Annotated in this window: 23 protein-coding genes; 16 read left to right on the top strand and 7 right to left on the bottom strand. The window is 72.4% G+C overall.

Translation table 11 applies throughout. The features are described 5' to 3' along the window. Positions 1-69 precede the first annotated feature (69 nt). From ASG23_RS04700 to ASG23_RS04690, 3 genes are all read left to right on the top strand, one after another. Positions 70-492, top strand: coding sequence for a LysM peptidoglycan-binding domain-containing protein (locus tag ASG23_RS04700; protein ID WP_056021015.1), 423 nt, complete (start codon positions 70-72; stop codon positions 490-492). Between the two features lie 399 nt (positions 493-891). Then, positions 892-1,428, top strand: coding sequence for a transcriptional regulator NrdR (gene nrdR, locus ASG23_RS04695; RefSeq protein ID WP_056021011.1), 537 nt, complete (start codon positions 892-894; stop codon positions 1,426-1,428). A 51-nt stretch (positions 1,429-1,479) separates the two neighbouring features. Beyond that, on the top strand, positions 1,480-3,468 hold the full coding sequence (locus ASG23_RS04690; protein ID WP_056021008.1) for a S9 family peptidase: 1,989 nt from the start codon (positions 1,480-1,482) through the stop codon (positions 3,466-3,468). Between the two features lie 2 nt (positions 3,469-3,470). Here the strand turns inward: ASG23_RS04690 and ASG23_RS04685 are convergent, their stop codons facing one another. Beyond that, the gene (locus ASG23_RS04685) at positions 3,471-4,502 is read right to left on the bottom strand and encodes an aldo/keto reductase (RefSeq protein ID WP_056021005.1); all 1,032 of its coding nucleotides are present in this window, start codon (positions 4,500-4,502) and stop codon (positions 3,471-3,473) included. A gap of 113 nt (positions 4,503-4,615) precedes the next feature. Between ASG23_RS04685 and ASG23_RS04680 the strand changes: the two genes are divergently transcribed. Next, complete coding sequence (locus ASG23_RS04680; protein WP_056021003.1) at positions 4,616-4,816, top strand: DUF5302 domain-containing protein; 201 nt, start codon at positions 4,616-4,618, stop codon at positions 4,814-4,816. A 60-nt stretch (positions 4,817-4,876) separates the two neighbouring features. On the opposite strand, the gene serA is transcribed toward ASG23_RS04680, so the two are convergent. Both serA and ASG23_RS04670 read right to left on the bottom strand, forming a co-directional pair. Beyond that, positions 4,877-6,076 (bottom strand): phosphoglycerate dehydrogenase, encoded by a 1,200-nt coding sequence (serA, locus tag ASG23_RS04675; RefSeq protein ID WP_056020999.1) that lies wholly within the window; start codon positions 6,074-6,076, stop codon positions 4,877-4,879. A gap of 82 nt (positions 6,077-6,158) precedes the next feature. After that, positions 6,159-8,387 carry a HelD family protein gene (locus ASG23_RS04670; RefSeq protein WP_442856807.1) on the bottom strand — a complete coding sequence of 743 codons (2,229 nt, stop codon included), beginning with the start codon at positions 8,385-8,387 and terminating at the stop codon, positions 6,159-6,161. Between the two features lie 253 nt (positions 8,388-8,640). On the opposite strand from ASG23_RS04670, the gene ASG23_RS04665 reads away from it, so the two are divergent. The 5 genes from ASG23_RS04665 to ASG23_RS04645 all read left to right on the top strand — a co-directional run bounded on the left by ASG23_RS04665 (position 8,641) and on the right by ASG23_RS04645 (position 13,332). Beyond that, positions 8,641-9,822 (top strand): PP2C family protein-serine/threonine phosphatase, encoded by a 1,182-nt coding sequence (locus ASG23_RS04665; RefSeq protein WP_082515826.1) that lies wholly within the window; start codon positions 8,641-8,643, stop codon positions 9,820-9,822. Beyond that, a complete protein-coding gene (locus tag ASG23_RS04660) occupies positions 9,819-11,387 on the top strand; it encodes a sensor histidine kinase (RefSeq protein WP_056022559.1) in 1,569 nt (522 codons plus the stop codon). Before ASG23_RS04665 ends, ASG23_RS04660 begins: the two co-directional genes overlap by 4 nt. 14 nt (positions 11,388-11,401) lie before the next feature. Further along, complete coding sequence (locus ASG23_RS04655; protein WP_056020993.1) at positions 11,402-11,842, top strand: response regulator; 441 nt, start codon at positions 11,402-11,404, stop codon at positions 11,840-11,842. A 79-nt stretch (positions 11,843-11,921) separates the two neighbouring features. Then, positions 11,922-12,857 carry a proteasome assembly chaperone family protein gene (locus ASG23_RS04650; RefSeq protein ID WP_056020990.1) on the top strand — a complete coding sequence of 312 codons (936 nt, stop codon included), beginning with the start codon at positions 11,922-11,924 and terminating at the stop codon, positions 12,855-12,857. Positions 12,858-13,128: 271 nt separating this feature from the next. Next, positions 13,129-13,332 carry a cold-shock protein gene (locus ASG23_RS04645; protein WP_055921997.1) on the top strand — a complete coding sequence of 68 codons (204 nt, stop codon included), beginning with the start codon at positions 13,129-13,131 and terminating at the stop codon, positions 13,330-13,332. 44 nt (positions 13,333-13,376) lie between these two features. Here the strand turns inward: ASG23_RS04645 and ASG23_RS04640 are convergent, their stop codons facing one another. Further along, the gene (locus ASG23_RS04640) at positions 13,377-14,255 is read right to left on the bottom strand and encodes a spermidine synthase (RefSeq protein ID WP_056020987.1); all 879 of its coding nucleotides are present in this window, start codon (positions 14,253-14,255) and stop codon (positions 13,377-13,379) included. Between the two features lie 99 nt (positions 14,256-14,354). Between ASG23_RS04640 and ASG23_RS04635 the strand changes: the two genes are divergently transcribed. The 3 genes from ASG23_RS04635 to ASG23_RS04625 are packed head-to-tail and all read left to right on the top strand — an operon-like array spanning position 14,355 to position 16,600. Then, entirely contained in the window at positions 14,355-14,825 is a 471-nt protein-coding gene (locus ASG23_RS04635; RefSeq protein ID WP_056020984.1) for an SAV_6107 family HEPN domain-containing protein, read from the top strand. Positions 14,826-14,880: 55 nt separating this feature from the next. After that, positions 14,881-16,155 (top strand): DNA polymerase IV, encoded by a 1,275-nt coding sequence (gene dinB, locus ASG23_RS04630; RefSeq protein WP_056020981.1) that lies wholly within the window; start codon positions 14,881-14,883, stop codon positions 16,153-16,155. A gap of 40 nt (positions 16,156-16,195) precedes the next feature. After that, positions 16,196-16,600 (top strand): DUF3040 domain-containing protein, encoded by a 405-nt coding sequence (locus tag ASG23_RS04625; RefSeq protein ID WP_056020978.1) that lies wholly within the window; start codon positions 16,196-16,198, stop codon positions 16,598-16,600. On the opposite strand, the gene ASG23_RS04620 is transcribed toward ASG23_RS04625, so the two are convergent. Genes ASG23_RS04620 through ASG23_RS04610 form a run of 3 tightly spaced genes read right to left on the bottom strand, consistent with a single transcriptional unit; the run spans position 16,545 to position 21,075 of the window. Beyond that, positions 16,545-18,830, bottom strand: a complete 2,286-nt coding sequence (locus ASG23_RS04620; RefSeq protein ID WP_056020977.1) for a transglutaminase family protein — start codon at positions 18,828-18,830, stop codon at positions 16,545-16,547. The two genes, ASG23_RS04625 and ASG23_RS04620, sit on opposite strands and share 56 nt — an antisense overlap. Beyond that, positions 18,827-20,074, bottom strand: coding sequence for a DUF58 domain-containing protein (locus tag ASG23_RS04615; protein ID WP_056020974.1), 1,248 nt, complete (start codon positions 20,072-20,074; stop codon positions 18,827-18,829). The genes ASG23_RS04620 and ASG23_RS04615 overlap by 4 nt, the downstream gene beginning before the upstream one ends. Continuing rightward, positions 20,074-21,075: an AAA family ATPase gene (locus tag ASG23_RS04610; protein ID WP_056020971.1), complete on the bottom strand. Its 1,002-nt coding sequence runs from the start codon at positions 21,073-21,075 to the stop codon at positions 20,074-20,076. The genes ASG23_RS04615 and ASG23_RS04610 overlap by 1 nt, the downstream gene beginning before the upstream one ends. Before the next feature lie 379 nt (positions 21,076-21,454). On the opposite strand from ASG23_RS04610, the gene mraZ reads away from it, so the two are divergent. The 4 genes from mraZ (at position 21,455) to ASG23_RS04590 (ending at position 25,427) form a co-directional block, all read left to right on the top strand. Then, entirely contained in the window at positions 21,455-21,931 is a 477-nt protein-coding gene (mraZ, locus tag ASG23_RS04605) for a division/cell wall cluster transcriptional repressor MraZ (RefSeq protein ID WP_055921977.1), read from the top strand. A gap of 153 nt (positions 21,932-22,084) precedes the next feature. Continuing rightward, a complete protein-coding gene (gene rsmH / locus ASG23_RS04600) occupies positions 22,085-23,110 on the top strand; it encodes a 16S rRNA (cytosine(1402)-N(4))-methyltransferase RsmH (protein ID WP_056020968.1) in 1,026 nt (341 codons plus the stop codon). Positions 23,111-23,256: 146 nt separating this feature from the next. Next, positions 23,257-23,532: a hypothetical protein gene (locus tag ASG23_RS20475; RefSeq protein ID WP_235520881.1), complete on the top strand. Its 276-nt coding sequence runs from the start codon at positions 23,257-23,259 to the stop codon at positions 23,530-23,532. Beyond that, the gene (locus ASG23_RS04590; protein WP_056020962.1) at positions 23,529-25,427 is read left to right on the top strand and encodes a peptidoglycan D,D-transpeptidase FtsI family protein; all 1,899 of its coding nucleotides are present in this window, start codon (positions 23,529-23,531) and stop codon (positions 25,425-25,427) included. The genes ASG23_RS20475 and ASG23_RS04590 overlap by 4 nt, the downstream gene beginning before the upstream one ends. Positions 25,428-25,438: the final 11 nt, after the last annotated feature.

The following is a 25,438-nucleotide window of genomic DNA, read 5'->3' as shown; positions in this document are numbered from 1 at the left end:
TCAGATCGATGCTGATGTGGTGAAGAGCGGTAGCCCCGGGGAACCGGGCCGAGCAGGAACGAGAGACTCATGAGCGCGATGGTGGTGGGGCCGGCGATGCCGAGCCGGATGTCGGTCTCGTCGTCGAACCGGATGTCGTCGTCCGGTCGGCGATCGGCGGCGTCCAGCGCTCGCGCTGCCGCCACGGCTGCATCTCCCAGTGCCCACCTTCGCCTCACGGCGCGCGGTCGTGCTGTCCTGTGGATCCTGGCAGCCACGGTGGTCGCGCTGGTCACCCTGCTCGCCAGCCAGGCGTCCGCCGACGGTCCGGTCGCCGCGCAGGAGGTGGCGAGGCACGTGGTGCAGCCGGGGGAGACTCTCTGGCAGATCGCGCAGTCGGTCGCTGCGCCGTCGCAGGATGTGCGGGACGTCGTGGTCGACCTCGTCGTCCTGAACGAGCTTCCCGACGCCGGCCTCATGGCTGGTCAGGTCATCGTGGTCCCCGCCAGCTGAGCCCGTCGGGACATGCCGTTGTTGCGATCTCGCTGGTCGCACGGGTAGGTTAGCCTTACCTCATCAGGCGAGCTGGGGGGCTTGCCGGAGGTGCGGGATCCCACGAGTGAGAACTCGTGTGCTCGCCCGCTGTACAGCGCGGAACCGAGGCGAGTCGGTCCGTGACCAGGGACGGGGGCGTCCCCGCGAGGGCGGCCATCTTCGGATGGCCGCCCTCGTGCGTCCCGGCTCGCGGGAGCCACGCCTGATGGCCGCGATCGACCCGTATCCGAGCGCTCGACGAGGCGCCTTGCGACGCCGGTGCCGGTGGCCTAGCGTCACGGAGGCGTTCACCGATCGCCACCGCAGACGTCTGGCCAGATCTCGTGGCGACGACGCGCCAGCACGAAGGGGGTCACCGTGCACTGTCCGTTCTGCCGCCACCCGGACTCTCGGGTCGTCGACTCGCGGACCTCGGACGACGGCTCCACCATCCGCCGACGCCGGCAGTGCCCGCACTGCAACCGCCGCTTCACCACCGTGGAGACGGCCAGCCTGTCGGTCGTCAAGCGCTCCGGAGCCACCGAACCGTTCAGCCGGGAGAAGATCGCCGGCGGCGTCCGCAAGGCCTGTCAGGGTCGGCCCGTGAGCGAGGACGACCTCGCGCTCCTCGCGCAGAAGGTCGAGGAGACGCTCCGGAGCGCCGGCTCGGCCGAGATCGACGCGTACGAGATCGGCCTCGCCATCCTCGGCCCGCTGCGTGAGCTGGACGAGGTCGCCTACCTGCGCTTCGCCAGCGTCTACCAGGCGTTCGACTCCCTCGAGGACTTCGAGGCGGCGATCACGGTGCTGCGCGCCGAGCGTGACTCGGAGCACGAGTCCGAGCGCGACTCCGAGCTGGGCGACGATGCCGAGGACGAGAGCACCGCGACGGACGAGGACGTCCGCAGCACCTGAGATGCCGGTCCGCCGACTGCACCTGTCGGCGGCACCACGTAGGTTCGTCGGGTGCAACCTCGCGATCTCGAGCTCCTGCGTGTCCCCGGCGCGCCCGCGGTCCTGGCGGACGGCACCCGTGCCGTGGTGTCGGTCGTCCACCCCGATCTGACCGACGACGAGTACGTCGGTCATCTCTGGTCGGTCGACCTCGAGGGTGGCGACGCACCGCGTGCGCTGACCCGCGGGCACCGGGACACCTCACCGGAGCTGAGCCCGGACGGTCGGTGGGTCGCGTTCCTGCGGGCGGAGCCCGAGGGCAAGCCGCAGGTGCACGTCGTCGAAGCGTCCGGTGGCGAGCCGATCCGGCTCACCGACGCGCCTCTGGGCGCGTCCGAGCCTCGGTTCTCCCCGGACGGCACGCGCCTCGCGTACGTCGCCCGGGTGCCGGAGGAGGGCCGTTACGCGGCTGAGGGCAAGCCCGGCAAGGAGGACCCGCGGCACATCACCGAGCTGAAGTACCGGTCCGACGGTGTCGGTTTCCTCCGCGACCGCCCCCAGCACGTGTTCGTCGTCGACGTCCCGGTCGACGGCGAGCGACCTGCCACCCTGCCCGAGCCCGTACCGCTGACCGCCGGCGACGTCGGTGTGAGCGGGGTGCGGTGGCTGCCGTCGGGTGACGGGCTGGTCGGTGTCTCGTCGCGGCACGCGTCGCGGGAGTCGGACCTGCGCAGCGACGCGGTGCGCATCGACTCCTCACCGAGCGGCGACCCCGTCGCCCCGGTGCCGCTCACGGACGCGGACGCCGGGAGCACCCTCGCCGTCGAGGCCGTCCTCCCGTCGGCGGACGGCACCACGCTGTGGCTCCTCGCCGGCGACCTCGGGCCGACCGGCCGTGACTTCGTCGCCACCCAGGTGGGCCTCTACCGGCTGGCGCTCGACGGCACCGACGCGGCACCTGTGCGCCTCACGGACCCGGACCGCGACCAGCTGACGGGGGTCGTGGCGGAGCTGGACGGCGACCCGCTGGTCGTCGTCGAACGTCGCGGGGCCGCGCACCTGGTCCGGGTCGCGGCCGACGGCACAGCGACCACCCTGGTCGGCGGGACGCACGTCGTGTCGGGCGTCGCGGCCGCGGGCGGAACCGTTGTCGTGGCGGCGGCGACGCCGACGTCGGCGGGCGAGGTCTTCCGGGTCGACGTCGCGACGGGGACGGTCGAGGCGCGCTCCGACCTCGGGGCCGCCCTGCGCTCGACCGGTCGGACCCGCCTCCCGGTCGAGCTCGTCGCGACCGCGCCGGACGGCTACGAGGTGCACGGCTGGGTGGTGACGCCCGACGAGGAGCGGTACGGCGCCGGGCCACACCCGACGATCCTGATGATCCACGGTGGCCCGTTCGCGCAGTACACGCACGGGCTCTTCGACGAGGTGCAGGTGCTGGCCGAGGCGGGGTACGCGGTCGTCCTGGGCAACCCCCGGGGGTCCTCCGGGTACGGGCGTGCGCACGGGCTCGCGATCCACCGGGGCTTCGGCACGGTCGACACCGACGACGTGCTCGCCCTGCTCGGCGCGGCGCTGGAGGACCCCGCGCTGGACGGGGAGCGCGTCGGCGTCATGGGCGGCTCCTACGGCGGCTACCTCACCGCGTGGCTGACCACGCGCACGGACAGGTTCGCCGCGGCGATCGTCGAGCGCGGGTTCCTGGACCCGATCAGCTTCGTCGGGTCCAGCGACATCGGCTGGTTCTTCGGCCTGGACTACCTCGGGGACGCCGACGACGAGGCTGGTGCCGCGGCGCTGGCCGCCCAGTCGCCGATGGCGCACGTCGGCCGGGTCCGCACGCCCACCTTGGTCATCCACTCGGAGCAGGACTGGCGGTGCCCGGTCGAGCAGGGTCAGCGCTGGTTCGTCGAGCTGAAGCGGCGGGGGGTCCACGCGGAGCTGCTGCTGTTCCCGGGGGAGGGCCACGAGCTCACCCGGGCGGGCAACCCGAAGCACCGCGTCGTCCGATTCGAGCACGTGCTGCGGTGGTGGTCGACGCACCTGCCTGTCGAGGGCTGAGCTCAGCGGTCGCTGGACCGCACTCCCCACAGGTTGATGCCGGCGTCGACGGCGTGCGGCTCGATCGCGGCGTGCTCGTCGGCCGTCAGCGGTGGGAGGGCGACGGCGGCGAGGTTCTCGTCGAGCTGCGCGGTGGTGCGCGCGCCGACGAGGACGGACGTCACCCGCGGGTCCCGCAGCACCCACGCGAGCGCGAGCTGCGGCAGCGTGCGACCCCCGGCCCGGGCGATCGCGTCGAGCGCACGCACATGGTCGAGCGCCTCGTCGGTGAGCCACTCGGTCCGCAGCGGCCCACCGCGGGCCGCCCGGGAGTCGGCCGGAACCCCGTGCAGGTAGCGCGTGCTGAGCATGCCCTGCGCGAGGGGCGAGAACGCGACGACGGCCATGCCCGCATCGCCCGCGACATCGAGCAGGGACTGCCCGTCGGCGCCCGGCTGCTCGACCCACCGGTTGAGCATCGAGTAGGCCGGCTGGTGCACTGCGAGGCGCAGGTCGAGCGACCGTGCGACAGCGATCGCCTCGACCGTGCGGTCCGCCGAGTACGACGAGATCCCGGCGTGCCGCGCCTTGCCCGCCCGGACGGCCCGGTCGAGCGCACCGAGGGTCTCCTCCAGCGGCGTGCTCGGGTCGAACCGGTGGCTGTAGAACACGTCGACGCAGTCGACACCCAGCCGGCGGAGCGACGCGTCCAGGGAGGCGCGCAGGTACTTCGCCGAGCCGTGCTCGCCGTAGGGCCCCGGCCACGCGCGGTACCCGGCCTTGGTGGTGATGAGCAGCTCGTCGCGGCGTCCGTGCAGGTCGCTCGCGAGGAGACGACCGACTGACTCCTCGGCGGCGAACGGTGGGGGGCCGTAGTTGTTGGCGAGGTCGAGGTGCACGACGCCGCGGTCGACGGCGTGCAGGACGAGGGTCCGCTGGTCCGCGAACGGCGTCGTCGCGCCGAAGTTCTGCCAGAGCCCCAACGAGACGACGGGCCATGACAACCCACCGGCGCGTCGGTGGGGGAGAACCACACTGTCGGGCACCGCTGGCATCTTGCTGACGCTACCTGGCGTGAGAAGAGGTGGCGCCGCAGGCCCGAGTCGGTAAGGCTGGGCAGGTCGCGGGCGCAGACGTCCGCCGACACACAGCATCGAAGGAGACGCCCATGGCCCAGGACGACGACAAGGCGACCACGGAGGCGGCGGTGAGCGACGACACGAAGGCGAAGTACCGCGAGGCGCTCGAGCGCAAGAAGTCGAACCAGCACCGCACCGCGGACGGCTCGACCAACACCGGTCAGGTGCACGGCTCGGAGACCGCGGGTCCGTCGCAGCGTCGCTTCCAGCGCAAGTCCGGCTCCGCCTGAGCCCGAACGACGAGGGGCCTGACCACGGCGTGGTCAGGCCCCTCGGTCGTGCTCAGCGCGTCAGGACAGCAGGCGCAGGCGTACGGACTCCGGACGGGTCGAGAGTGCCTCGATCACGGCGGGGTCGACGCTGGCACCGGCGTCGGTGACCACGTAGCCCAGCTCCCCGCGGGTCGCGAGCAGCTGACCCTCGATGTTCACGCCGTGCTCGGCGAGCGTCGCGTTGACCGCCGCCAGCACACCCGGCACGTTGCGGTGCAGGTAGGCGAGGCGGTGCACACCGGGCTGCTGCTCGAGCGCGAGGTTCGGCAGGTTGACGCTCAGGGTGGTGGACCCCGTGGCGAGGTAGTCCCGCACCTTGTTGGACACGAACTGGCCGATGGCCTCCTGGGCCTCTTCCGTGGAGCCGCCGGTGTGCGGCGTGAGGATCACGTTGGCCAGCCCGCGCAGCTCCGACTCGAACGGGTCGCCCTTGCGCTTCGGCTCGACGGGGAACACGTCGACGGCAGCACCGGACACGTGCCCGGCGACGATCGCGTCGCGCAGGGCGGCGTAGTCGACGACGAACCCGCGGGAGAGGTTGAGGAACACGGCACCCGGCCGCATGCGCGCGAACTGCTTGGCGCCGAACAGCCCGGCGTTCCCGCTGCGTCCGTCGACGTGCAGCGTGACGATGTCCGCCGTCTCGAGCAGCTCGTCGAGCGTGCTCATGCGACGGGCGTTGCCCAGCGAGAGCTTCTCGGCGGTGTCGTAGAACACGACCGACATGCCGAGGTTCTCCGCCAGCACCGACAGCTGCGTGCCGATGTTGCCGTAGCCGATGATCCCGAGCGTGCGACCGCGGATCTCGTGCGCGCCGGTCGCCGACTTGTTCCAGATGCCGTCGTGCATGGCCCGGTCGAGCTCGGTCTGGCGGCGTGTCAGCGAGATGATGTCGGCGATCGCGATCTCCACCACCGAGCGGGTGTTCGAGAACGGCGCGTTGAACACCGCGACGCCACGGGCCGCGGCCTCGGCGAGGTCGATCTGGTTGGTGCCGATGCAGTAGGCCCCGATCGCCACCAGGGAGGGCGACGCCGCGAGCACCTCCGCCGTGACGTGCGTCTTGGAGCGGATGCCCAGCAGGTGCACGCCGTCGAGCGCCTCGATCAGCTCGGCCTCGTCGAGCGCCCCGGTGCGGGTCGTCACGTCGAAGCCGGCCGTCTCGAGGATCGAGCGAGCCTGGGGGTGGAGGTTCTCGAGCAGCAGGGCCTTCAGCACGCCCCTATGGTGCGCCCCACGGACCCAGCGGCCCACAACGGTCCGGCCCTCGGACACGCGTGAGACGTCCGCGACGGGTACGTCAGACCCAGCCGGGGGGCAGCGGGCGGTCGTGGAGCACGTGCAGTGCCTGCGTCGGGCGGGTCATGGCGACGTACAGGTCACCCGCGCTCGCATCGATCACCTCGGCCGGCTCGACGAGCACGACGACGTCGAACTCCAGTCCCTTGGCCTCGCGCGGGCTGAGCACCACGAGTGGGGCGTCGAGGTCTGCGGCGCTCGACCCGGAGCCGAGCGCCGGGCGCAGGCCCGCCTCCCGCAGCGCGGCACCGAGCGCGTCGAGCCGCGCGTCGACGGCGATCACCGCGATCCGCCCCGCGCCGGTGGCGTCCGTGACCTCCGCGACCAGCTTCTCGGTCGTCTCGGTGACGGCCGCAGGAAAGTCGTCGACCCGCGTGACCACCAGAGAGTCGTCCACGTCCCGCGCCGACGTCAGCGGGCTCACCGGCAGACGCGCTGCGACGGCCACCCGTCGGGCGGTGTCCGCGACCTCGGCGGGAGTCCGGTAGTTCACCGTGAGCTCGTTCAGGCGCCACGACGAGCGCAGCACCGGGTCCAGCGCAGCCGCCCAGCTGCGCGCACCGGCGGTCGCGGTCGTCTGCGCGACGTCGCCGACGATCGTCAGCGACCGCGTCGGCACCCGCCGCAGCAGGGACCGCCAGGCCATCGCCGAGAGCTCCTGCGCCTCGTCCACGACCACGTGCCCGTAGGTCCACGAGCGGTCGGCGGCCGCGCGCTCCGCCGTCGTCAGGGTCGGGCCGGTCGTGGCGAACCGGTCCGCGAGCATCTCCGCCGACACCATCCCGCCGCTCCCGGTCGACTCGAGCACCTGCCGGGCGTAGGCGAGCTCGGAGGCCCGCCGCTCGGTGGCGGCCCGCGCCTCGGCCCGGGCGGCCTGGTCGTCCTCCCCGAGCAGCTCGGCCGCCTCGTCGAGGATCGGGACGTCCGCCGGCGTCCAGGGCGCGTCGGCCTCGCGCACCAGCATCGCCCGCTGCTGCGGGCTGAGCTGCGGCGCCGCGGACGCGAGCCGGTGCGGCTTGGACCAGAGGTCGGACACCAGCTTCTGCGGCGTGATCGGCATCCACGCCAGGTTGAGCGCGATCCGGATCTCCCGGGTGGTCCGCAGCTCCTCGATGAGCTCGCCCCGCTCGTCGGCGGGTACGTCCCCGCCGAGCTGCTGCACGTACTGCTCGGCCAGCCGGCTGAGCATGTCCCGGACGAACGAGACGCGTGCCTGGTTGTGCGGCTTGTGGTTGCGCCGGGCACGCGCCATCGCCGAGGCGACGTCGTTCGGCCGGATGACGAGGTCGTGGCCGTCGACCCGGACGTGCACGGGCTGCGCGGGGATCCGCTCGCGGTCGCGGACGGCACGCGCGATCACGCTGCCCCACAGGGCGCGGCCCTTGAGCTCGGCGACGGCCTCGTCCTCCGTCGCCGTCGCCTGGATCCCCGGGTACAGCTCCGCGACCGTCGTCGTCACGACGCCCGTCTCCCCGAGCGAGGGCAGCACCTGGTCGATGTAGCGCAGGAACGTGCGGCTCGGGCCGACGAGCAGGACACCCGAGCGTTCGAGGAGACGTCGGTGCGCGTACAGCAGGAACGCCGCGCGGTGCAGGGCCACGGCCGTCTTGCCGGTGCCCGGGCCGCCTTGCACGACGAGCGCACCGCCCAGCTCGGAGCGGATGATCGCGTCCTGCTCGCCCTGGATGGTCGCGACGATGTCGCCCATCCGGCCCGTGCGGCCGGCGGCGAGACCGGCCAGCAGGGCGCCCTCACCGGACAGGCCGCTCAGCCGCTCGCCCGAGTCCTCGGTCAGCAGGTCGAGGTCGAGCACCTCGTCCTCGACGCTCGTCACTGCCCGCCCGCGGGTGACGACGTGCCGGCGACGGACGACACCGTCGGGGTGCGCGGCGGTGGCCCGGTAGAACGCCTGTGCCGCAGGCGCGCGCCAGTCGGTGAGCAGCTGGGTCTGCTCGGTGTCCGTCAGACCGAGGCGGCCGATGTAGCGGCGGCTCTCGTCGTCGAGGTCGAGGCGCCCGAAGACGAGCCGCTCCTCGACGGCCTCGAGCTGCGCGATGCGGTCCTCGTAGAGGGTCGCGAACGCGTCCCGCTCGCTGCGGTTCTGCGGGGAGCCCGACGGGCCCTCCCGTCGGACGTCGGCCAGACGCGCCCGCGTCTGCGCGCGCAGGTCGTCGAGCCGGCCGTACAGCTGGTCGACGACGCCTTGCTCGACGGCCAGCTCGTTGTCCATGCCTGCCACCTGGGCGATCTCCGTTCCGCCGGGGACACCGGCCGCGCGTACATGCGCTCCTGCGCGTGTCGAGGACGACGCGACGCCCGGAGCGGCCGTCCATTATCCGACCTCCGGCGCCCGGTCGCACGCATCCAACCGGGTTGGACCCGTCGGCAGCCGGGTGAGATGGCGCGCGACAGGGGTGCGCGACCCCTACGCTTCGGGTGTCCTGTCGAGAAGAGGCAGGTGAACCGTCGGGAGGAGAGGCCCGTTGAGCGACGCACGCACCGCCCCCGACACCGTCGGTCGCGTCCCGGTGACGAAACCCGCACCGATCCGCCTGCTGCTCGTCGAGGACGACGAGGGTGACGCGGTCCTCGTCCGGGAGCATCTGGCGGACGCCGGCATCGACGTCGACCTGACCTGGGTCCGCACGCTCGACGAGGCCATCGACCGGCTCCATGTCGACCTCGTCCTGCTCGACCTCGGGCTGCCCGACGCGATGGGCATCGCTGCGCTCGAGCGGCTGCTGGCCGCCGGCGCTCCTGCCGTCGTCGTGCTCACCGGCCTGTCCGGTACCGACGTCGGGCTGCAGGCCGTCGCCGCCGGCGCCCAGGACTACCTCGTCAAGGGCGAGGTCGACGGCGAGATGCTCGGCCGCTCGGTGCGCTACGCCGTCCAACGCCGCCGGCTCGAGGACACGGACCGCGCTCTCTACCGCAGTCTGGTGCGCGCCGAGGAGGTCAACCGGCTCGAGCGAGCCCTGCTGCCGACGCCGTCCGTGGTCGACCAGCGGCTCGAGGTGCGCGTCGGCTACCGCGCGGGGCGCGACGGCGTGCTCGGTGGTGACTTCTACGACGTGGTCGAACGGCCGGACGGCTCGGTGCTCGCACTCATCGGCGACGTCTGCGGGCACGGACCGGACGAGGCGGCGCTCGGTGCGACGCTGCGCACGGCGTGGCGAACCCTGGTGCTGGCCGAGGTCCCGACGGTCCACATCCTCGGTCTGCTGGAGCGCGTCCTCATCTCCGAGCGGGCGCGTCCGGAGATCTTCACCACCGTGTCCATGCTGGACGTCACCGCGGACCGGAGCTCGGTCGACCTCTACCTCGCCGGTCATCCCGTGCCCCTGCTCCTGGGCGAGCCGTCGACGCTCCTGCCGACGCACGGGCGGGGTCGAGCCCTCGGCATCCCGGTCCCTGGCGGCTGGGCACCGGTGCGGCTGGAGCTCGAGCCGTCGTGGCGCATCCTCCTGTACACCGACGGGGTGCTCGAGGCCACGATCGGCGACGGGTCCGACCGTCTCGGCAAGACCGGCCTCCTGCGCATCGTGGACGGTGCGGTCGCGGCGCCGGGCGACCTCGTCGACCGGGTTCTGCACGACGTCCGGGAGCTGCACGGCGGGGACCTGGTCGACGATGCTGCTGTCGTCGTGCTCGGGTGGCGTGCGTGAGCGTTGCCCCGACGCCCGGGCGGCGTTCTTTGACGCTGCGCCGACGGCTGCGGACCGCCATCATCGCCTCCGGCCTCGCCCTGGCCGTCGTGGTCGCCGGCACGGTGCTGGTCCTGGTCCGGATGTTCGACCGCCAGGAGGCGGTCACCCAGACGTACTTCACGGCGATCACCCAGGCTGACGGCGCGTTCATCCAGCTGGTCGATGCAGAGACGTCGGTGCGCGGGTTCGCCCTGACCGGTGACCCGGTCACGCTCGAGCCGTACGAGCGGTCCGTCGCGGACGACCTGTCGTTCCGCACGCTCGCCGACCGGGAGGCGCAGGGCACGGACGAGGAGCTCACCGCAGCGGCCGAGGCAGCCGCCGATGCGGGCCGACGCTGGAACGAGGAGTTCGCCATCCCCGTGATGGAAGAGGTCAGCACCGGCGGGGTGGGCGCCGTGACCACCGAGGAGATCGAGACGGGCCGGCTGCTGTTCGACGACGCGCGGGCCGCTGCGCAGGACTACGTCGACCTGCTGCGTGACCGGCGAACCGCCGCCGTCGGCGAGCTCGGGGCATGGACGCTCGTCGCGGCCGGGACCGTGGCGCTGCTGGTCCTCGCGGCGGTCGCCCTGGGCATCGCGCTGTGGGTCACGCTCCGCCGCTGGATCCTCGAGCCGCTCGACTCGCTCGCCGCCGACGCGCGCGCTGTCTCCTCGGGCGACCTGCGGCACGCCGTCTCCACCGTGGGGCCCGGCGAGATCGCGGCGCTCGCGGACGACGTCGAACGGATGCGCGTCACGCTCGTCGACCAGGTGCAGGTCCTCGAGGCGTCCCGCGCGGAGATCGAGCTGGCGCACGAGCTCCTCACCGAGCAGGCGGAAGAGCTGCGTCGGTCCAACCGCGACCTGGAGCAGTTCGCCTATGTCGCGTCGCACGACCTGCAGGAGCCGCTGCGCAAGATCGCGAGCTTCACGCAGCTCCTGCAGAAGCGCTACGGCGGGCAGATGGACGAGCGCGCCGACCAGTACATCGCCTTCGCGGTCGACGGTGCCAAGCGCATGCAGGCGCTCATCCAGGACCTGCTGGGCTTCTCCCGCGTGGGCCGCGTCGGCGGTGAGGTCAGCGACGTGGACCTGGCGGAGGCGCTCACCGACGCGCTGGACAACCTCAGCGAGTCCGTCGCGGAGTCCGGTGCCGTCGTGACGCACGACGAGCTTCCCGTCGTCCGCGGTGAGCGCCCTCTGCTCGTGCAGCTGTTCCAGAACCTCGTCGGCAACGCGATCAAGTTCCGCGACCCGGCCCGGCCCCCGACGGTCCACCTGTCGGCGCATCGCGTGGCAGAATCCTGGGAGCTCGAGTGTCGGGACAACGGCATCGGGATCGATGAGCAGTACGCGGACCGGGTGTTCGTCATCTTCCAGCGTCTGCATGCCAAGGACGTCTACGAGGGCACCGGGATCGGCCTCTCGTTGTGCAAGAAGATCGTCGAGTTCCACGGCGGTCGCATCTGGATCGAGCAGCCCGACGGCGCGGGCACCAGCATCCACTGGACCCTTCCCGCCGAGGTCCCCGAGCCCTGAACGGAGAAACCCGCGTGCCCAACAGCACCAAGATCATCGATGTCCTCCTGGTCGAGGACGACCCGGGCGACGTGCTCATGACGCGTGAGGCGTTCGAGGACAACAAGCTCCGCAACCGCCTCTCGGTGGTCTCCGACGGGGTGAGCGCCCTGGAGTTCCTGCGCAAGGAGGGTGAGCACGCCGACGCGCCGACGCCGGACCTGGTCCTGCTCGACCTCAACCTGCCGCGCATGGACGGCCGTGAGGTCTTGGAGGCGCTCAAGGCGGACGCCGACCTGCGGTCCATCCCGGTCGTCGTGCTGACCACCTCGGAGGCGGAGGAGGACGTGGTCCGCAGCTACTCGCTGCACGCCAACGCCTACGTCACCAAGCCGGTGGACTTCGACCGGTTCATCGAGGTCGTCCGCCAGATCGACGAGTTCTTCGTCGAGGTCGTGCGGCTCCCCGGTCGCTGACCGGCAGGACCAGGCTGGGAAGAACTCGTGGCGGGTGGGCGTTGTCCCCGGTAACCCGGACGGAAGTGAGCGCACACCCATGTTGAACCCGAGCGAGATCTACGACGTCGACCCCGAGGTCGCCGCCCAGGTCGAGGCGCGCACGGTGAACGGTGCCGGTCCCGTCCTCGTGCACGCCGTGCGCGGGTTCGTGGACGCGGGCAACGCCGGCCAGCTGGCGGCCGAGCACCTGGTTGACGAGCTGCCGACGACGCGCCTGGCGACCTTCGACGTCGACCAGCTGCTGGACTACCGCTCGCGCCGACCGGTCATGACGTTCGACCAGTCCACGTGGGCGTCGTACGCGGAGCCCGAGCTGGTGGTCGACCTGGTCAAGGACGCAGCGGGGGTCCCGTTCCTGCTCCTGCACGGTGTCGAGCCCGACGTGCAGTGGGAGCGCTACGTCGCGGCGGTCCGGCAGATCGTGGAGCGCTTCGACGTGCCCCTCACCGTCGGCCTGCACGGCATCCCCATGGGCATCCCGCACACGCGTCCGCTGTCCGTCACGGCGCACGCCACGCGGCCCGAGCTGGTGGCCGACCACACGTCATGGTTCGGCACCGTGCAGGTCCCCGCCAGCGCGAGCGCCCTGCTCGAGCTGCGGCTGGGCCAGTCGGGCCACGACGCCGTCGGGTTCGCCGTGCACGTGCCGCACTACCTCGCGCAGTCTGCGTTCCCGCAGGCCAGTCAGGCGGCCCTGACCAACGTCGAGCGTGCGACGGGCCTCGACCTGCAGGTCGCAGCGCTGACCTCGGCCGCCGACGAGGCGATGCAGGAGATCGACCGGCAGGTGAGCGGGTCCGAGGACGTCGCCGCCGTCGTGCACGCCCTCGAGGAGCAGTACGACTCGTTCACCCGCAACATCGGGCGCACCAGCCTGCTCGCGGGGTCGACAGATCTGCCGACGGCCGACGAGCTGGGTGCCGAGTTCGAGCGGTTCCTGGCCCAGCAGGGCGACGACTCCGGCCCTGCCTGACCTCGGACCTTTACCGGATCGTTGTCAAAGCGTGTGCGCCGACGGGGCGAAAGCGTGGCGCCGGCCACGGGCCTGATGTAAGGATGCTCACGTTGCAGTGACGTACTCGCTTGACCGGCTTGCTCGACAGGCATCGTCATCCGAACCACGGCTCGGAGGTCGGTTCCGACCAGTCGTCCTCGACTGGCCACCCGGTGCAGGACGTGAGGCATTGCGGCACGGCGTTGGCAGAAGGTCCGCGCCGTCACCGGTGGGACAGAAGGAAACGAACATGGCACAGGGTGCTGTCAAGTGGTTCAACGCTGAGAAGGGCTTCGGCTTCATCGCCCAGGACGGGGGCGGCGCCGACGTCTTCGTCCACTACTCCGCGATCGACTCCTCGGGCTACCGCAGCCTCGACGAGGGCCAGCGCGTCGAGTTCGAGATCACGCAGGGCGCCAAGGGGCCGCAGGCCGAGAGCGTCCGCCCGATCTGACCTGACGTACGAAGGGCCGCACCCGTCTCGGGTGCGGCCCTTCGTCATGCCGCCGGGTCCCGCAGGGGTGCGGCGTTCCCCACGAACGCGGTGGCGTCGGCGCCGTGCAGCAGGCGCGCGGGCGCGGGGAGGCTGCGGACGGCGCGGGCGAGCGCCGCCGAACCGAGGAGATCGAGGTCGTCGGTGGCTGCCAGGACGACGTTGCCATAGCCCCGGCCGCGCAGGAGCCCCGGCTCGGCGACCACAGCGACGTCGGCGAACGCGTCCCGCAGCGTGGCAGCCTCCGCCTTCGCGCCCGCCAGGGGCGGTCGGTCGGCGCAGTTGACCAGATAGAGGCCGCCAGGCCGCAGCACCCGAGCAACCTGAGCGACCATCTCGCGCGAGCGGACGTGGGCGGGGGTGGCGTCGCCGGCGAAGACGTCCCGCACGACGACGTCCGCGGACGCGTCGGGCAGCCTCGACAGCTCGGCGCGGGCGTCGCCCGCGCGGATCCGGAGCGCGGGGGAGCGCGGCAGGTCGAACCAGCCGCGCACGAGCTCCGGCAGGACCGTGTCGAGCTCGACGGCCAGCTGCCGCGATCCCGGGCGCGCGGCATCGACCGCCCGCGCGAGCGCGCAGCCGGCTGCGCCGAGGTGGACGACGTCCAGCGGGCCGCCGGCGTCGCCGATCCGGTCGATGACGGCCGCCATCTGCTGCATGTACTCGAACACGAGACGCGTCGGGTCGACGAGGTCGAGGTAGGAGCTGGGCACACCGTTGACCAGGACGGTCACGCCGTCCGGGTCGTCGAGGTCCCGGAGCAGCTCGACGGTGCCGGTGGGGATGGGAACCGGGCCGGTCGGCCAGAGCCCGTGGGCAGGGCTGCGTGTGGGTGGTCGGTGCGAGCCTGGGCTGCGTCGGGCGGAGCGGTCGCGGGCGGCCATGGCGCCCACGCTACGGCCCTCCCAACGGGCTTGACGGCAGTCGAACATATGTTCGATAATGGGGAAGACGAGTCGACGACCGGGAGAAGGGGCGGCGAGATGCACCAGCAGGTCGAGCAGCAGGGCTCCGGTGAGCCGGCCTCCGCCGCGCCCGTGCCGGCGCGCGTCTTCGAGCTGCTCGGCCGGGCTGATGCTGAGCTGGTGGCCGCGCAGTTCTCGCCCGAGCCGTGGGAGCAGCTCTCCCACGCCCACCTCGCTGCACTGCGTGCCGGGGCCGCGGTGGTCGCCGCCCGCGGGACGCCGACCGGACGGCGCGCACCGCGCACGGTCTGGAGCATGCTCGGCGTGGTCGCCCCGGAGCTGGGCTCGTGGTCGACGTACTTCGCGGAGGCCGCGTCGCTGCGCGCGGCGGTGGATGCCGGGCGGTTCGAGCTGGTGGGCCCCGCGCGGGCCGAGGAAGCGGTGTGCGCGGCCGAGGACTTCGTCGACGCGGCACGCGATCTCGTGCTCGGCGGGGTGGGCGCAGTCGCGGACCGCGCACTGAGCGTGCGCGTCCAGCGGGCGTCGTGAGCGCCGAGGCCGAGCCCGGTGAGCCCCGTGCCGGGTCCTGCGGCCCTGGCACACCATGAGCCGCGTACCCCGGTCGGCGCCGGACAGGCGGGACTGGGGTCATGAGGAGACCGGCTGCTCGATCCTGCACGTCGACCTGGACGCGTTCGTCGCCTCCGTGGAGCTCGCTCGTCGACCGCAGCTGCACGGCCTGCCGGTGATCGTCGGCGGGGCCGCCCATGGTGTCGTCCTCGCCGCAACGTATGAGGCGCGGGCGTTCGGCGTGCACGCGGCCATGCCGATGGCGACAGCCTTGCGGCAGTGCCCTCAGGCGGTCGTCGTCCCGCCTGACCACCACGCGTACCAGCAGGTGTCTGCCGGGGTCATGCGGCTGCTCGGCGACATCACCGTCCTGGTCGAGCAGGTGAGCGTCGACGAGGCGTTCCTGGACGTGGAGGGCGCGCGTCGACGGCTCGGGCCGCCCACCGTGATCGCCCAGCTGATCCGTCGGCAGGTCCGGGAGCGGTTCGGCATCACGTGCTCCGTCGGGATCGGCTCGACCAAGCTCGTCGCCAAGCTCGCGTCCGGTCACGCCAAGCCGGACGGCGTCGTTCTGGTCCCGCGCGCAGCGACCACCGACTTCCTGCGGGTCCTGCCCGTCGGTGCGCTCGGTGGCGTGGGTGAAAAGACGGAGGCCGCCCTGGCGCGCCGGGGGATCGGGACGGTCGCGGAGCTGGCGGACACCGGCCTGTCCACCGTCCAGCAGGCGGTCGGCCGGGTGGCGGGAGCGCACCTCCTCGACCTGGCGTGGGGGAGGGATCCGAGGCCGGTGAGCCCGGGGCGTGAGGAGACGTCGATCGGCGCCGAGCAGACCTTCGTGACCGACGTCGCGGACCTCACCGTGGTGGAGTCGAAGGCCCGTGAGCTGGCGGATCGGTGCGCCGTCCGGTTGCGAGCGAACGGCCTGGTCACCCGCACGATCACCGTGAAGATCCGGACCAGCGACCTCCGCACGCTCACCCGTTCCCGCACCCTGGCGACGCCGACGGACGTCGGCCGGGAGCTGTTCCTCGCAGCCCGTGAGCTGGTGGCAGGCGTCGACCTGCGTGGCCTGCCCGTCCGGCTGGTCGGGGTGCGTGCCGATGGGTTGTCCCGGGCGGCGGCGAGCATCCGGGCGCCCACCCTCGACGAGGCGTCGGACGCACCCGTGCGGGCGCGGCGGGAGGCGGAACGTGCCGTGGATCAGGTGCGCGGTCGGTTCGGGAGCGGGTCGCTCGGGGCCGGAGCCTCCCAGCCAGGTGGAGTATCCTCCCGCTCGACTACCACCATCGTTCCGGCGGATCTATCCTGAGCCGGAAGACAGGTCCACATAGCTGACAACGGGGGTCAGGATGCCTCTCTCCGAGTACGAGCAGCGCGTGCTCGAGCAGATGGAACGGCAGTTGACCTCTGACGATCCTCGGCTCGCGAACACGCTGACCCAGCGCGGGCACCGCCCGTTCGGCCGATACGTCATCGCGGGAGTCGGTGCGTCCGTCGGTCTGCTACTGCTCGTCCTCGGCGCTGCGAACAGCCTTCCGTGGCTCGGCGTCATCGGCTTCGTCGTGATGTTCGCCGCCGTGGCGTACGCGTTCGCCGCACCGCACCGCTCGACCGGGCACCGGTCCGGGCCGCGCGGAGTCGTGCAGAGCGATGGTCAGGTGAAGCCGGCGACGCCGACGGCTCGTCAGAAGTCGAGCTTCATGTCTCGTCTCGAGGAGCGCTGGGAACGGCGCCGCGGCGAGAGCGGTCGCTGAGCAGCGTCTCGACCCCGCTCATCATCTCGTCCACCCACCCGGCCAGCTCGGCCGGGTCCACGTCGGGCTGGACCCGCGCGTAGCGCTCGCGCTCGACGGTCCTGGCCAACGACTCCAACGCCTCGGCCGACGCCCCCGTCAGCGGGGCTCCCGCCGCCTGGCGCAGCTGCTCGTGCACCGACGCGACCACGGTGCGCGGTGAGTCGGCGTCCGTCCAGGTGACGCCTCGGGCGCCGAGTCGGCGGCGGGCGCGCAGCCAGGCACGCTCGGGTGTCAGGTCTCCGCGCAGGGTCGCGCGGCGCCGGACGAACGTCAGGACGAGCGACGCGACGGCCAGCACGATCGCGACGGTGATCGCCACAGGCAGCCAGGCCTGGTCTTCGTCCTGCGTGCCGGACGACGAGGACTGGCCGCCCGGTGCTGTGGACGACGTGACGCCGGGCGCGGGCACCGGGACGACCTCGTCGGGCAGGCTGTCGGGTGCGGAGATGCCGGTGAAGGGGTCTGCCCAGCGCGGCGGTGCGCTCGTCTGCACGGCGGGCGTCGGTTCGAACCGGACCCACCCGTATCCCTCGAAGAACAGCTCTGGCCAGGCGTGCGACCGCTGGCCGGAGACCACGAAGGTGCCGTTGCGGTCGGACTCGCCGGGCAGGTACCCGACGCCGACGCGGGCGGGGATGTCGAGCGTGCGGGCCATGATCGCCATCGAGGTGGCGAAGTGCACGCAGTACCCGCGGGTCGAACGCAGGAAGTCCCACACTGTGTCATTGGTGCGGGAGGGTGCCACACGGGTGTCGTAGGTGAAGTTCGACGTGGCGCGGAAGAACGTCTGGAGCGCCATCGCCTGCTCGTACGGGGTGGAGGCCCCGGCGGTGATCTCGCGTGCCAGCGCGGCGACGTCCTGGGAGCGGCTGGTCTGCGGCACTTCGAGCGACGCGCCGCCGTCGTCGGGGTCGCCCACCTCCGCGTCGACGAGGTCGTCCTTGGTGAGGGAGGGAATCTCGACCTGCATCGCGTAGGTCATGCCGTTGAAGGTGCCGCGCCGGCCGATGACCTCGTCGCGAACAGGGTCGTACTGCCACCCGCCGCTCACGCTCACGGTGCGCGGGAACGTGGTCACGGGCAGGCGCCGTTCGCGCAGGTTGGCAACCTCGACCTGGACGTTCGCGAGCGAGCCGCGCTGCGCGTCCGGTGCCGAGCCGCGGATCTGAGGGTCGGACGACAGGAGAGTTGCGGGGTCCCAGGTGGTCAGGTCGAGCGAGTCGGCCCGGGCCCACTTCTTGCCGTTGAACGCGGTCAGTGTGAAGGCTCGCAGTGGCCCGACCTCGCTGGCGGAGACGGTGAGGTCGCTCGACGCGCTGGGGGAGGGTGCAGGGTCGGCTCCCGGGTCGGCCTCCACCGGCGTGATGGAGTACCGCAGCGCGATCTGTCCGGAACGGGTGCCCAGGCTGTCGCGCAGGTCGAGGTCGTCGCCGAGGGACATGGGGCCGACGGGACCGGTTCCGAAGCTGGGCATGCTCATGGTCGCCCAGCCGGGGAACGCGGCAATCGCGGGACCGGCGACGAGGGTCGCCACGATCAGTGCCACCGAGCAGAGGACCGCGACGCCTGCCCGTCGCCCCCGGTCGCTGTGCGCCGTCGCAGGTGCCGCGCTGAGGGCGAGCAGGAGCAGGTAGAACAGGCTTGTCCAGGCGATCGACCAGCCGCTCGCGGGGAACCCGAGGATGATCGCGGGAGCCCAGAGGGCGGCGAACGCGAGACCGGACAGCGCGGGAGCGCCGAGGCCGATCGCGAGGAGGTCGGCCAGCAGGAAGACCGCGAGGGCGCCGACGACGACCAGGAGCTCGGCGGGTCGCACGCCGACCATCGGCACCAGCGACGCGTTGATGACGGCGACGCCCTCGCGCGCGGTCGCCAGGGTCCGGTCCACCGAGTCGGCGTCAGGCAGCACCTGGAGCCGTCCGGGAGGTGCCCCGTACCGCACGAGGACGATGCCGACGGCGACGATCGTGCCGGCGAGCGTGGGAGCCCACCAGGACCGCGTCACGGCGCGCACGCCGATCACGACCGCGGCGACGACGAGGACGATCAGCCACGCGGCGACGAGCCAGCCGCCGCGCACGATCAGGCCGGTCAGCGCGAACAGGCTGGCGCAGGTCGCGGCCGCGCACAGGGCCGAGCCGAGGGCCGACCGGGGGCCCCGGGGGATGCGCTGGAGGCGGCCGGTCACTGGGCCGACCCCAGCAGACGCAGCCAGCAGTCGACGATCGGTTCGCCGGGCGTCACCCGGCACGCGCGCCACCCGGCGCGCCGCAGCGCCTTGATCGTGTGCTCGGCTTCCGCCTCCTGCGCCGGTGTGTCGGCGCGGACGACGGCCCAGGCCAGGGCGGCGTCGGCGACGTGGGCGAGGGCAGCACGTGCGGAGGCGCCGAGCGGGCCCAGCACCGCGAGCACGATCTCACCGCCCGCCTCCGTGGTGTGCAGGAGGTGCGCCGCCGACACGAGTGCGGCCTCGCCCTGGATCGCCGTGCGAGGCGCCTCGAGGTCGATGGTGCGGTCGAGCAGGGCGCTGCGGGCGCCCGGGCCGGAACGGTCGTGCACGAAGGCGAGCGGGGACCCGGCGACGGTGTCCCGCCCACCGCTGACCAGGCGCACGGGATGGCCGCCGTCGAGCATCGCCAGCGACATGGACGCGGCCAGGGAGATCGACCACTCCAGGCTCGTCGTGCGGGCGGGCAGGTCCAGGAGCACCGACACGGGGCGCATCCCGGCGCGCTCGTCGGAACGGACCATGAGCGCACCTTTGCGGGCGCTGCTGCTCCAGTGCACGCGCCGCAGGTCGTCGCCCTCGCGGTAGTCGCGCAGCGAGGCGTCGTCGGTCGACGGGCTCCGCGCACCCAGAGCGACGCGGTCGGGCTCGCCGACCAGCACGTCGCTCGGTGTCGGCAGGGGGACGACGGCCGGCCAGACGGAGACCTCGGCCTGCTCGCCCAGCGTGGCGGAGGTGCGGACGACGCCGAACGGGTCGCTGCGGGTCACGACGAGCGGACCGAGCGGCCAGCGACCGCGCAGGGCGGCCTGCACCGTGTACGTCACGGTGACGCGGCGCGGGGCGCGGGTCACCCGGGCACGCAGCGGTCGGCCGCCGGAGAGCTCGGTTGCTGCCTGCTCGGCGAACTTCAGACCGGCCAGCCGGACGCGCGCGGCGGGGTCGGTCGCGGCGATCACGACCTCGATCTGCGCCTCCTCGCCCGCGTGCACGGGGTTGGGTACCGCGTGCCGCTGCACGCTGAGCCGGTGCTTGCCGCGGCCCGGGTCGAGCACACCGACGGCGACGGCCGCGCCGATGACGAGCAGCAGCGTCAGCGTCCCGATGCGGACCAGGTCGACCGCGCCGAGGACCACGCCCAGCTGCAGGGCCACGATGCCCGCGAGTCCGAGCGCGATGCCGCGCGGCGTCGGTCGGAGGCGCATCAGCCGGTCGCGCGTCGAGAGCGCGCGGTGGCCGCCGCAGACGGGAGCGGGACCCGGTCGAGGATGTCGGTGACGATGTCGGACGTGCTGCGCCCGGAGAGACGTGACTCGGTGCTCGGCAGGAGCCGGTGCGCGAGGACCGGCACGCCGAGCTGCTGGACGTCGTCGGGCAGCACGTGGTCGCGGCCGTCCATCGCGGCCAGCGCCTTGGCGGCCCGCAACAGCTGGATCGCCGCTCGGGGGGAGGCGCCGAGGCGCAGGCCCTGGTCCTCGCGGGTCGCCGTCACGAGGTCGACCACGTACCGCTTGATGCCCGGTGCCGCGAACAAGCGGCGGGTGGTCTCGATGAGTGCCTTCACCTGCGCGGCATCGGTCACGGGCCGGAGGGTGTCGAGGGGGTCGGAGGTCTCCTGCAGGTCGAGCATGTCGAGCTCGGACTCGATGCTCGGGTAGCCGACCGTCAGCCGGGCCATGAACCGGTCCCGCTGCGCCTCGGGCAGCGGGTAGGTGCCCTCCATCTCGACGGGGTTCTGGGTGGCGACGACCAGGAACGGTCGCGGCAGCGGGTAGGTCCGGCCGTCGACGGTCGCCTGCGCCTCCTGCATGCACTCGAGCAGCGCCGACTGCGTCTTCGGGGAGGCGCGGTTGATCTCGTCGCCGATGACGACGTGCGCGAAGACGGGCCCCGGCCGGAACTCGAACTCGTGCGTCTGCGACCGGAAGATGTTGACGCCCGTGAGGTCCGAGGGCAGCAGGTCGGGGGTGAACTGGATCCGGCCGACCGTGCAGTCGATGGTCTTGGCGAGCGCCTTGGCGAGCGTGGTCTTGCCGACTCCCGGCACGTCCTCGAGGAGCAGGTGCCCCTCGGCGAGCAGGACCGCGACGGTGACCCGGACGAGCTCGGGGCGACCGGTGACCACGCCCTCGACGGCCGCGCGCATCCGGCGGGTGGTGTCGACGACGTCCTCGAGCTCGCTCGTGGACGGGACGGCCTGCAGCATGACGCCTCCTTTGGCGGATCTGGGTCCGATCGTAAAGGTCGGGCGCCTGGAGTTCATCGCCCATTGGCCCCCCACTTCGCTCCACCACCTGCGCGGCGCAGCGGCGGCCGACGAGCAGTCGTGGGGGATTCGTCTGATCACTCCCGGATCTGGCGTCTGATCAGTCCGCCGACACGCCCCGGTGCGGCCAGGGTGGCCAGTTTCCCTCCACTCTGCACCACCGCTGTGACCTGCAGATATATCCCTACGATCGGGTGAATAACCTGCATCTCGGGTTGCTGGTGGAGCGAAGTGGAGTACCGTGGAGGCACGTGGTGAGGCGGGGAGAGTCGCACCAGCAGCCACACGTAGTCGCAGCGCGGGACCGGAGGGGGGCGGGGTGACGCATGAGTCGTCCGCCGGCGTCTTCGGCTCCTTCGCGCCCTTCCTGGGCACGTACACACCGCGTCTCGACGAGAAGGGCCGGCTCATCCTCCCGGCCAAGTTCCGCGGTCAGCTCGCCCCGGGCCTGGTCATGACCCGCGGCCAGGAGCGCTGCCTCTTCCTGCTCCCGATGCAGGAGTTCCAGCGCATGCACGACCAGCTCCGGCAGGCTCCGGTCACCAGCCGTCAGGCTCGCGACTACCTGCGTGTCTTCCTGTCCGGCGCCAGCGACGAGCTGCCCGACAAGCAGGGACGCATCTCCATCCCGCCGATGCTCCGCAAGTACGCGGGGCTGGAGCGCGACGTCGCCGTCATCGGCACCGGTACCCGGGTCGAGATCTGGGACCTCACCGCGTGGGAGACGTACCTGGCCGAGCAGGAGGCCGGGTACGCCGACACCGCGGAGGAGGTCTTCCCGAACGGTCCCTTCTGACAGATCAGGCCCACAGCATCGCCGCCCGGTAAGACCTCCCCCCGAATCTCTGACGCACTTCCCCGGTGTCAGAGGGTCGGTGGGGGATCTGGTCGGACGGCGGAGGGGCCGCCTGACCACACGCATCCGTGCCACCTGGGGAGGGGAGCAGCGATGACCGAGCACACGACCGGGGACACCTCGGACGATGCTGCCTCCCGGCACACCCCGGTTCTGCTGCAGCGCTGCCTCGACCTGCTGGCCCCGGCGTTCGACGTCGAGAACCCCGTGATGGTGGACTCGACGCTCGGCATGGGCGGCCACACCGAGGGCGTCCTGAAGGCGTTCCCGCACGTCCGGATCGTCGGTCTGGACCGCGACACGCAGGCGCTCGAGCTCGCCGGCCGACGGCTCGCGCCGTTCGGTGACCGCTTCACCGGCGTGCACGCCGTCTACGACGAGATCAACGACGTGCTCGACCGGCTGGGGATCAGGGGCGTCCAGGGCGTGCTCATGGACCTCGGCGTCTCGTCTCTGCAGCTCGACGAGCGCGAGCGCGGCTTCTCCTACTCGGCCGACGCACCGCTCGACATGCGCATGGACGCCACGACCGGGCAGACGGCGGCGGACGTGCTCAACACCTACGACGAGCGCGAGCTCGCGCGGATCCTGCGGGTCTACGGCGAGGAGCGGTTCGCTCCGCGCATCGCCCGGGCGATCGTCGCGCAGCGGGCCAGGCGATCGCTGGAGCGCACCGGTGAGCTGGTGAGCATCGTGCGCGCCAACATCCCCGCGGCAACGCGCAAGACCGGCGGGAACCCGGCCAAGCGCACGTTCCAGGCCTTGCGGATCGAGGTGAACGGCGAGATCGAGGTGCTCGAGCGCGCGCTGCCGCAGTCCATCGAGGCCCTCGCGGTCGGCGGGCGCATCGTCGTCGAGGCGTACCACTCGCTCGAGGACCGTGCGGTCAAGCGGGCGCTCGCCGTCGGAGCCACGTCCAGCGCCCCGCCGGACCTGCCCGTCGAGCCCGAGACGCACGCCCCGTTCCTGCGCCTGGTGACCCGTGGCGCCGAGGAGGCCGACGACGTCGAGCTCGCGCACAACCCCCGCTCGCAGTCGGTCCGGCTCCGCGCCGCCGAGCGCGTCCGTCCCACTCCCGACCACCTCAAGCCACGCCAGACCGGAAGGAGGGCAGCATGAGCGCCCAGACCGCTGCCCGAGCAACCGCCTACCCGGCACCGTCCCGACCGCGCCCGACCACGGGGACGACAGCGCCCGCACCGCGTCTTCGCGTCGTCCGCGCGCCGGAGCACGCTCGGACGCGAGTTCCCTTCATCCTTGCCTGCATGGCCGTCCTCGCCGGAGCGCTCCTGTCCGCACTGCTCCTCAACACCTCGATGGCCGCCAGCGCGTACGCCAAGTACGACCTGTCCAACGAGCTGGGGCGCCTGAACCAGGACCAGCAGGACCTGACGGCGGAGCTCGACGCCAAGGCGTCGCCCACCCAGCTCGCCGCGGCCGCGGCCGCGCTCGGCATGGTCCCGACCAACGGCACCGGCTGGTTGCGGCTGTCGGACGGCAGCGTGCAGGGCGTCCCCGAGCCGGCGGGAGCCGGCGGATGACGACACCGGTCGCGCGCCCGCGCGCCCGCACCGAGCAGACCCGTCGTCCCTCGGCGGGCAACCGCGCCGCCGGCGCGACCGTCCCGCGTCAGCGGCCCTCGACCGGTCCGCGCACGGTCGAGGTGCCTCCGCGCACCCGGGGCGGGAGGCCGCCGGCGGTCCCGGTCCAGCCGGGGTCCCGTCGGCGGATGGCGTTCCTCGCCGCTCTGGTCATCCTGGCGCTCGCCGTGTTCGGCGGGCGCCTGGTGTATGTCCAGGGGCTGCGGGGGGCGAGCATCGCGGAGGACGCGCGCAACGCCCGACTCACCTCGATCACCCTGCTCGGCGGCCGCGGCGAGATCACGGACGCCGAGGGCTCGCCGCTGGCGACGTCGGTCGAGCGGTACGAGATCTCGGTCAACCAGCGCCTGGTCGCGAACTTCAAGGGCTCGGAGGACCCCGACGTCCCCGACGGTGCTGCGGGCGTCGCAGCGATGCTCGCCCCGCTGCTCGGCATGAACGCCGCGGAGCTCGGCGGTGCGCTCGTCGGCGACCGGCAGTTCGTCTACATCCGCAAGGGCGTGCTGCCCCAGGTGGCACGCGACGTCCGCGCGCTCGGCCTGAGCGGCGTCAACGTCGACCGGGTCGCCGAGCGGGTGTACCCGAACAACAACCTCGCGGGGAACGTCGTCGGCTTCGTCAACTCCAACGGCGTCGGGCTCGCCGGGCTCGAGGCCTCGCTCGACGAGCGCCTCACGGGCACGGCCGGGAGCGAGACCTACGAGCGGGGGCGCAAGGGACAGGCCATCCCCGGCGGGTACTCCGAGGACACCCCGGCGACCCAGGGTGACTCCGTGCAGCTCACGCTGCTGTCCGACGTGCAGTGGAAGGCCCAGTCGGCGCTCGACGCGCAGGTCGCGGCCACCGGCTCGTCGTCGGGTTCGCTGATCGTGATGGACACCACGACCGGTGAGATCTACGCGCTCGCGGACTCGGGGTCGGTGGACCCGAACCACCCCGGCGAGGCGTCGGGGTCATTGTCCAGTGCCGTGTCCGACGTGTTCGAGCCGGGCTCGACGGGCAAGGTCATCACGATGGCGGCCATCCTCGACAACAAGATCGCCGACCCGCTCTCGCAGTGGGAGGTCCCGTACACGTACTCGCCCGACGGCAAGGAGACATTCAAGGACTCGCACGAGCACGGCGTCCTTCGGCTCACGACCACGGGGGTGCTCTCGGAGTCCTCGAACACCGGCACCGTGATGATCGGCCAGCATCTGCCCGTGCAGACCCGGTACGATTATCTGGCGAAGTTCGGCTTCGGTGCGCGCACCGGCGTCGAGATGTCGGGGGAGTCCGCGGGCATCCTGCACCCGGTCGAGAGCTGGCAGCGGCGGGACAAGTTCGCGGTCCTGTTCGGCCAGGCGGTGTCCGTGACGGCCCTGCAGGCGACCCAGGTGTTCGCGACGATCGCGAACGGCGGTGTGCGCGTGCAGCCGCACATCGTCAAGGGCTGGACGGCTCCGGACGGGACCTACACCCCCGCGCCGGCGCCGGCTTCCACGCAGGTGGTGTCCCCGGAGACCGCCAAGACCGTGCTCACGATGATGCAGAGCGTGGTCGACGACGGCACCGGCGCGCACGCGGCGATCCCCGGCTACCAGGTGGCGGGGAAGACCGGGACGGCGCAGAACTGGGTCGGTGGCGTGCAGGGCATCACGTCGTCGTTCATCGGGGTCGCGCCCGCCGACGACCCGCGCATCGCGGTCGCCGTGATCCTGCACAACCCGAAGACCTCGGTGTACGGCGGCACCGTCGCGGCACCGGTGTTCAGCGACGTCGCCGGGTACACGCTCAGCGAGCTCGGCATCGCACCGTCGGGCACCCCCGGGACGCTCTTCCCGACGACGTGGTGACGGATCCGTGA

Origin of the sequence: Cellulomonas sp. Leaf395 (assembly GCF_001424125.1) — a bacterium.
Taxonomy (GTDB): Bacteria; Actinomycetota; Actinomycetes; order Actinomycetales; family Cellulomonadaceae; genus Cellulomonas.
Note: the sequence above shows the minus strand (reverse complement) of the source record. Positions and strands in the feature narration are given on the sequence as shown.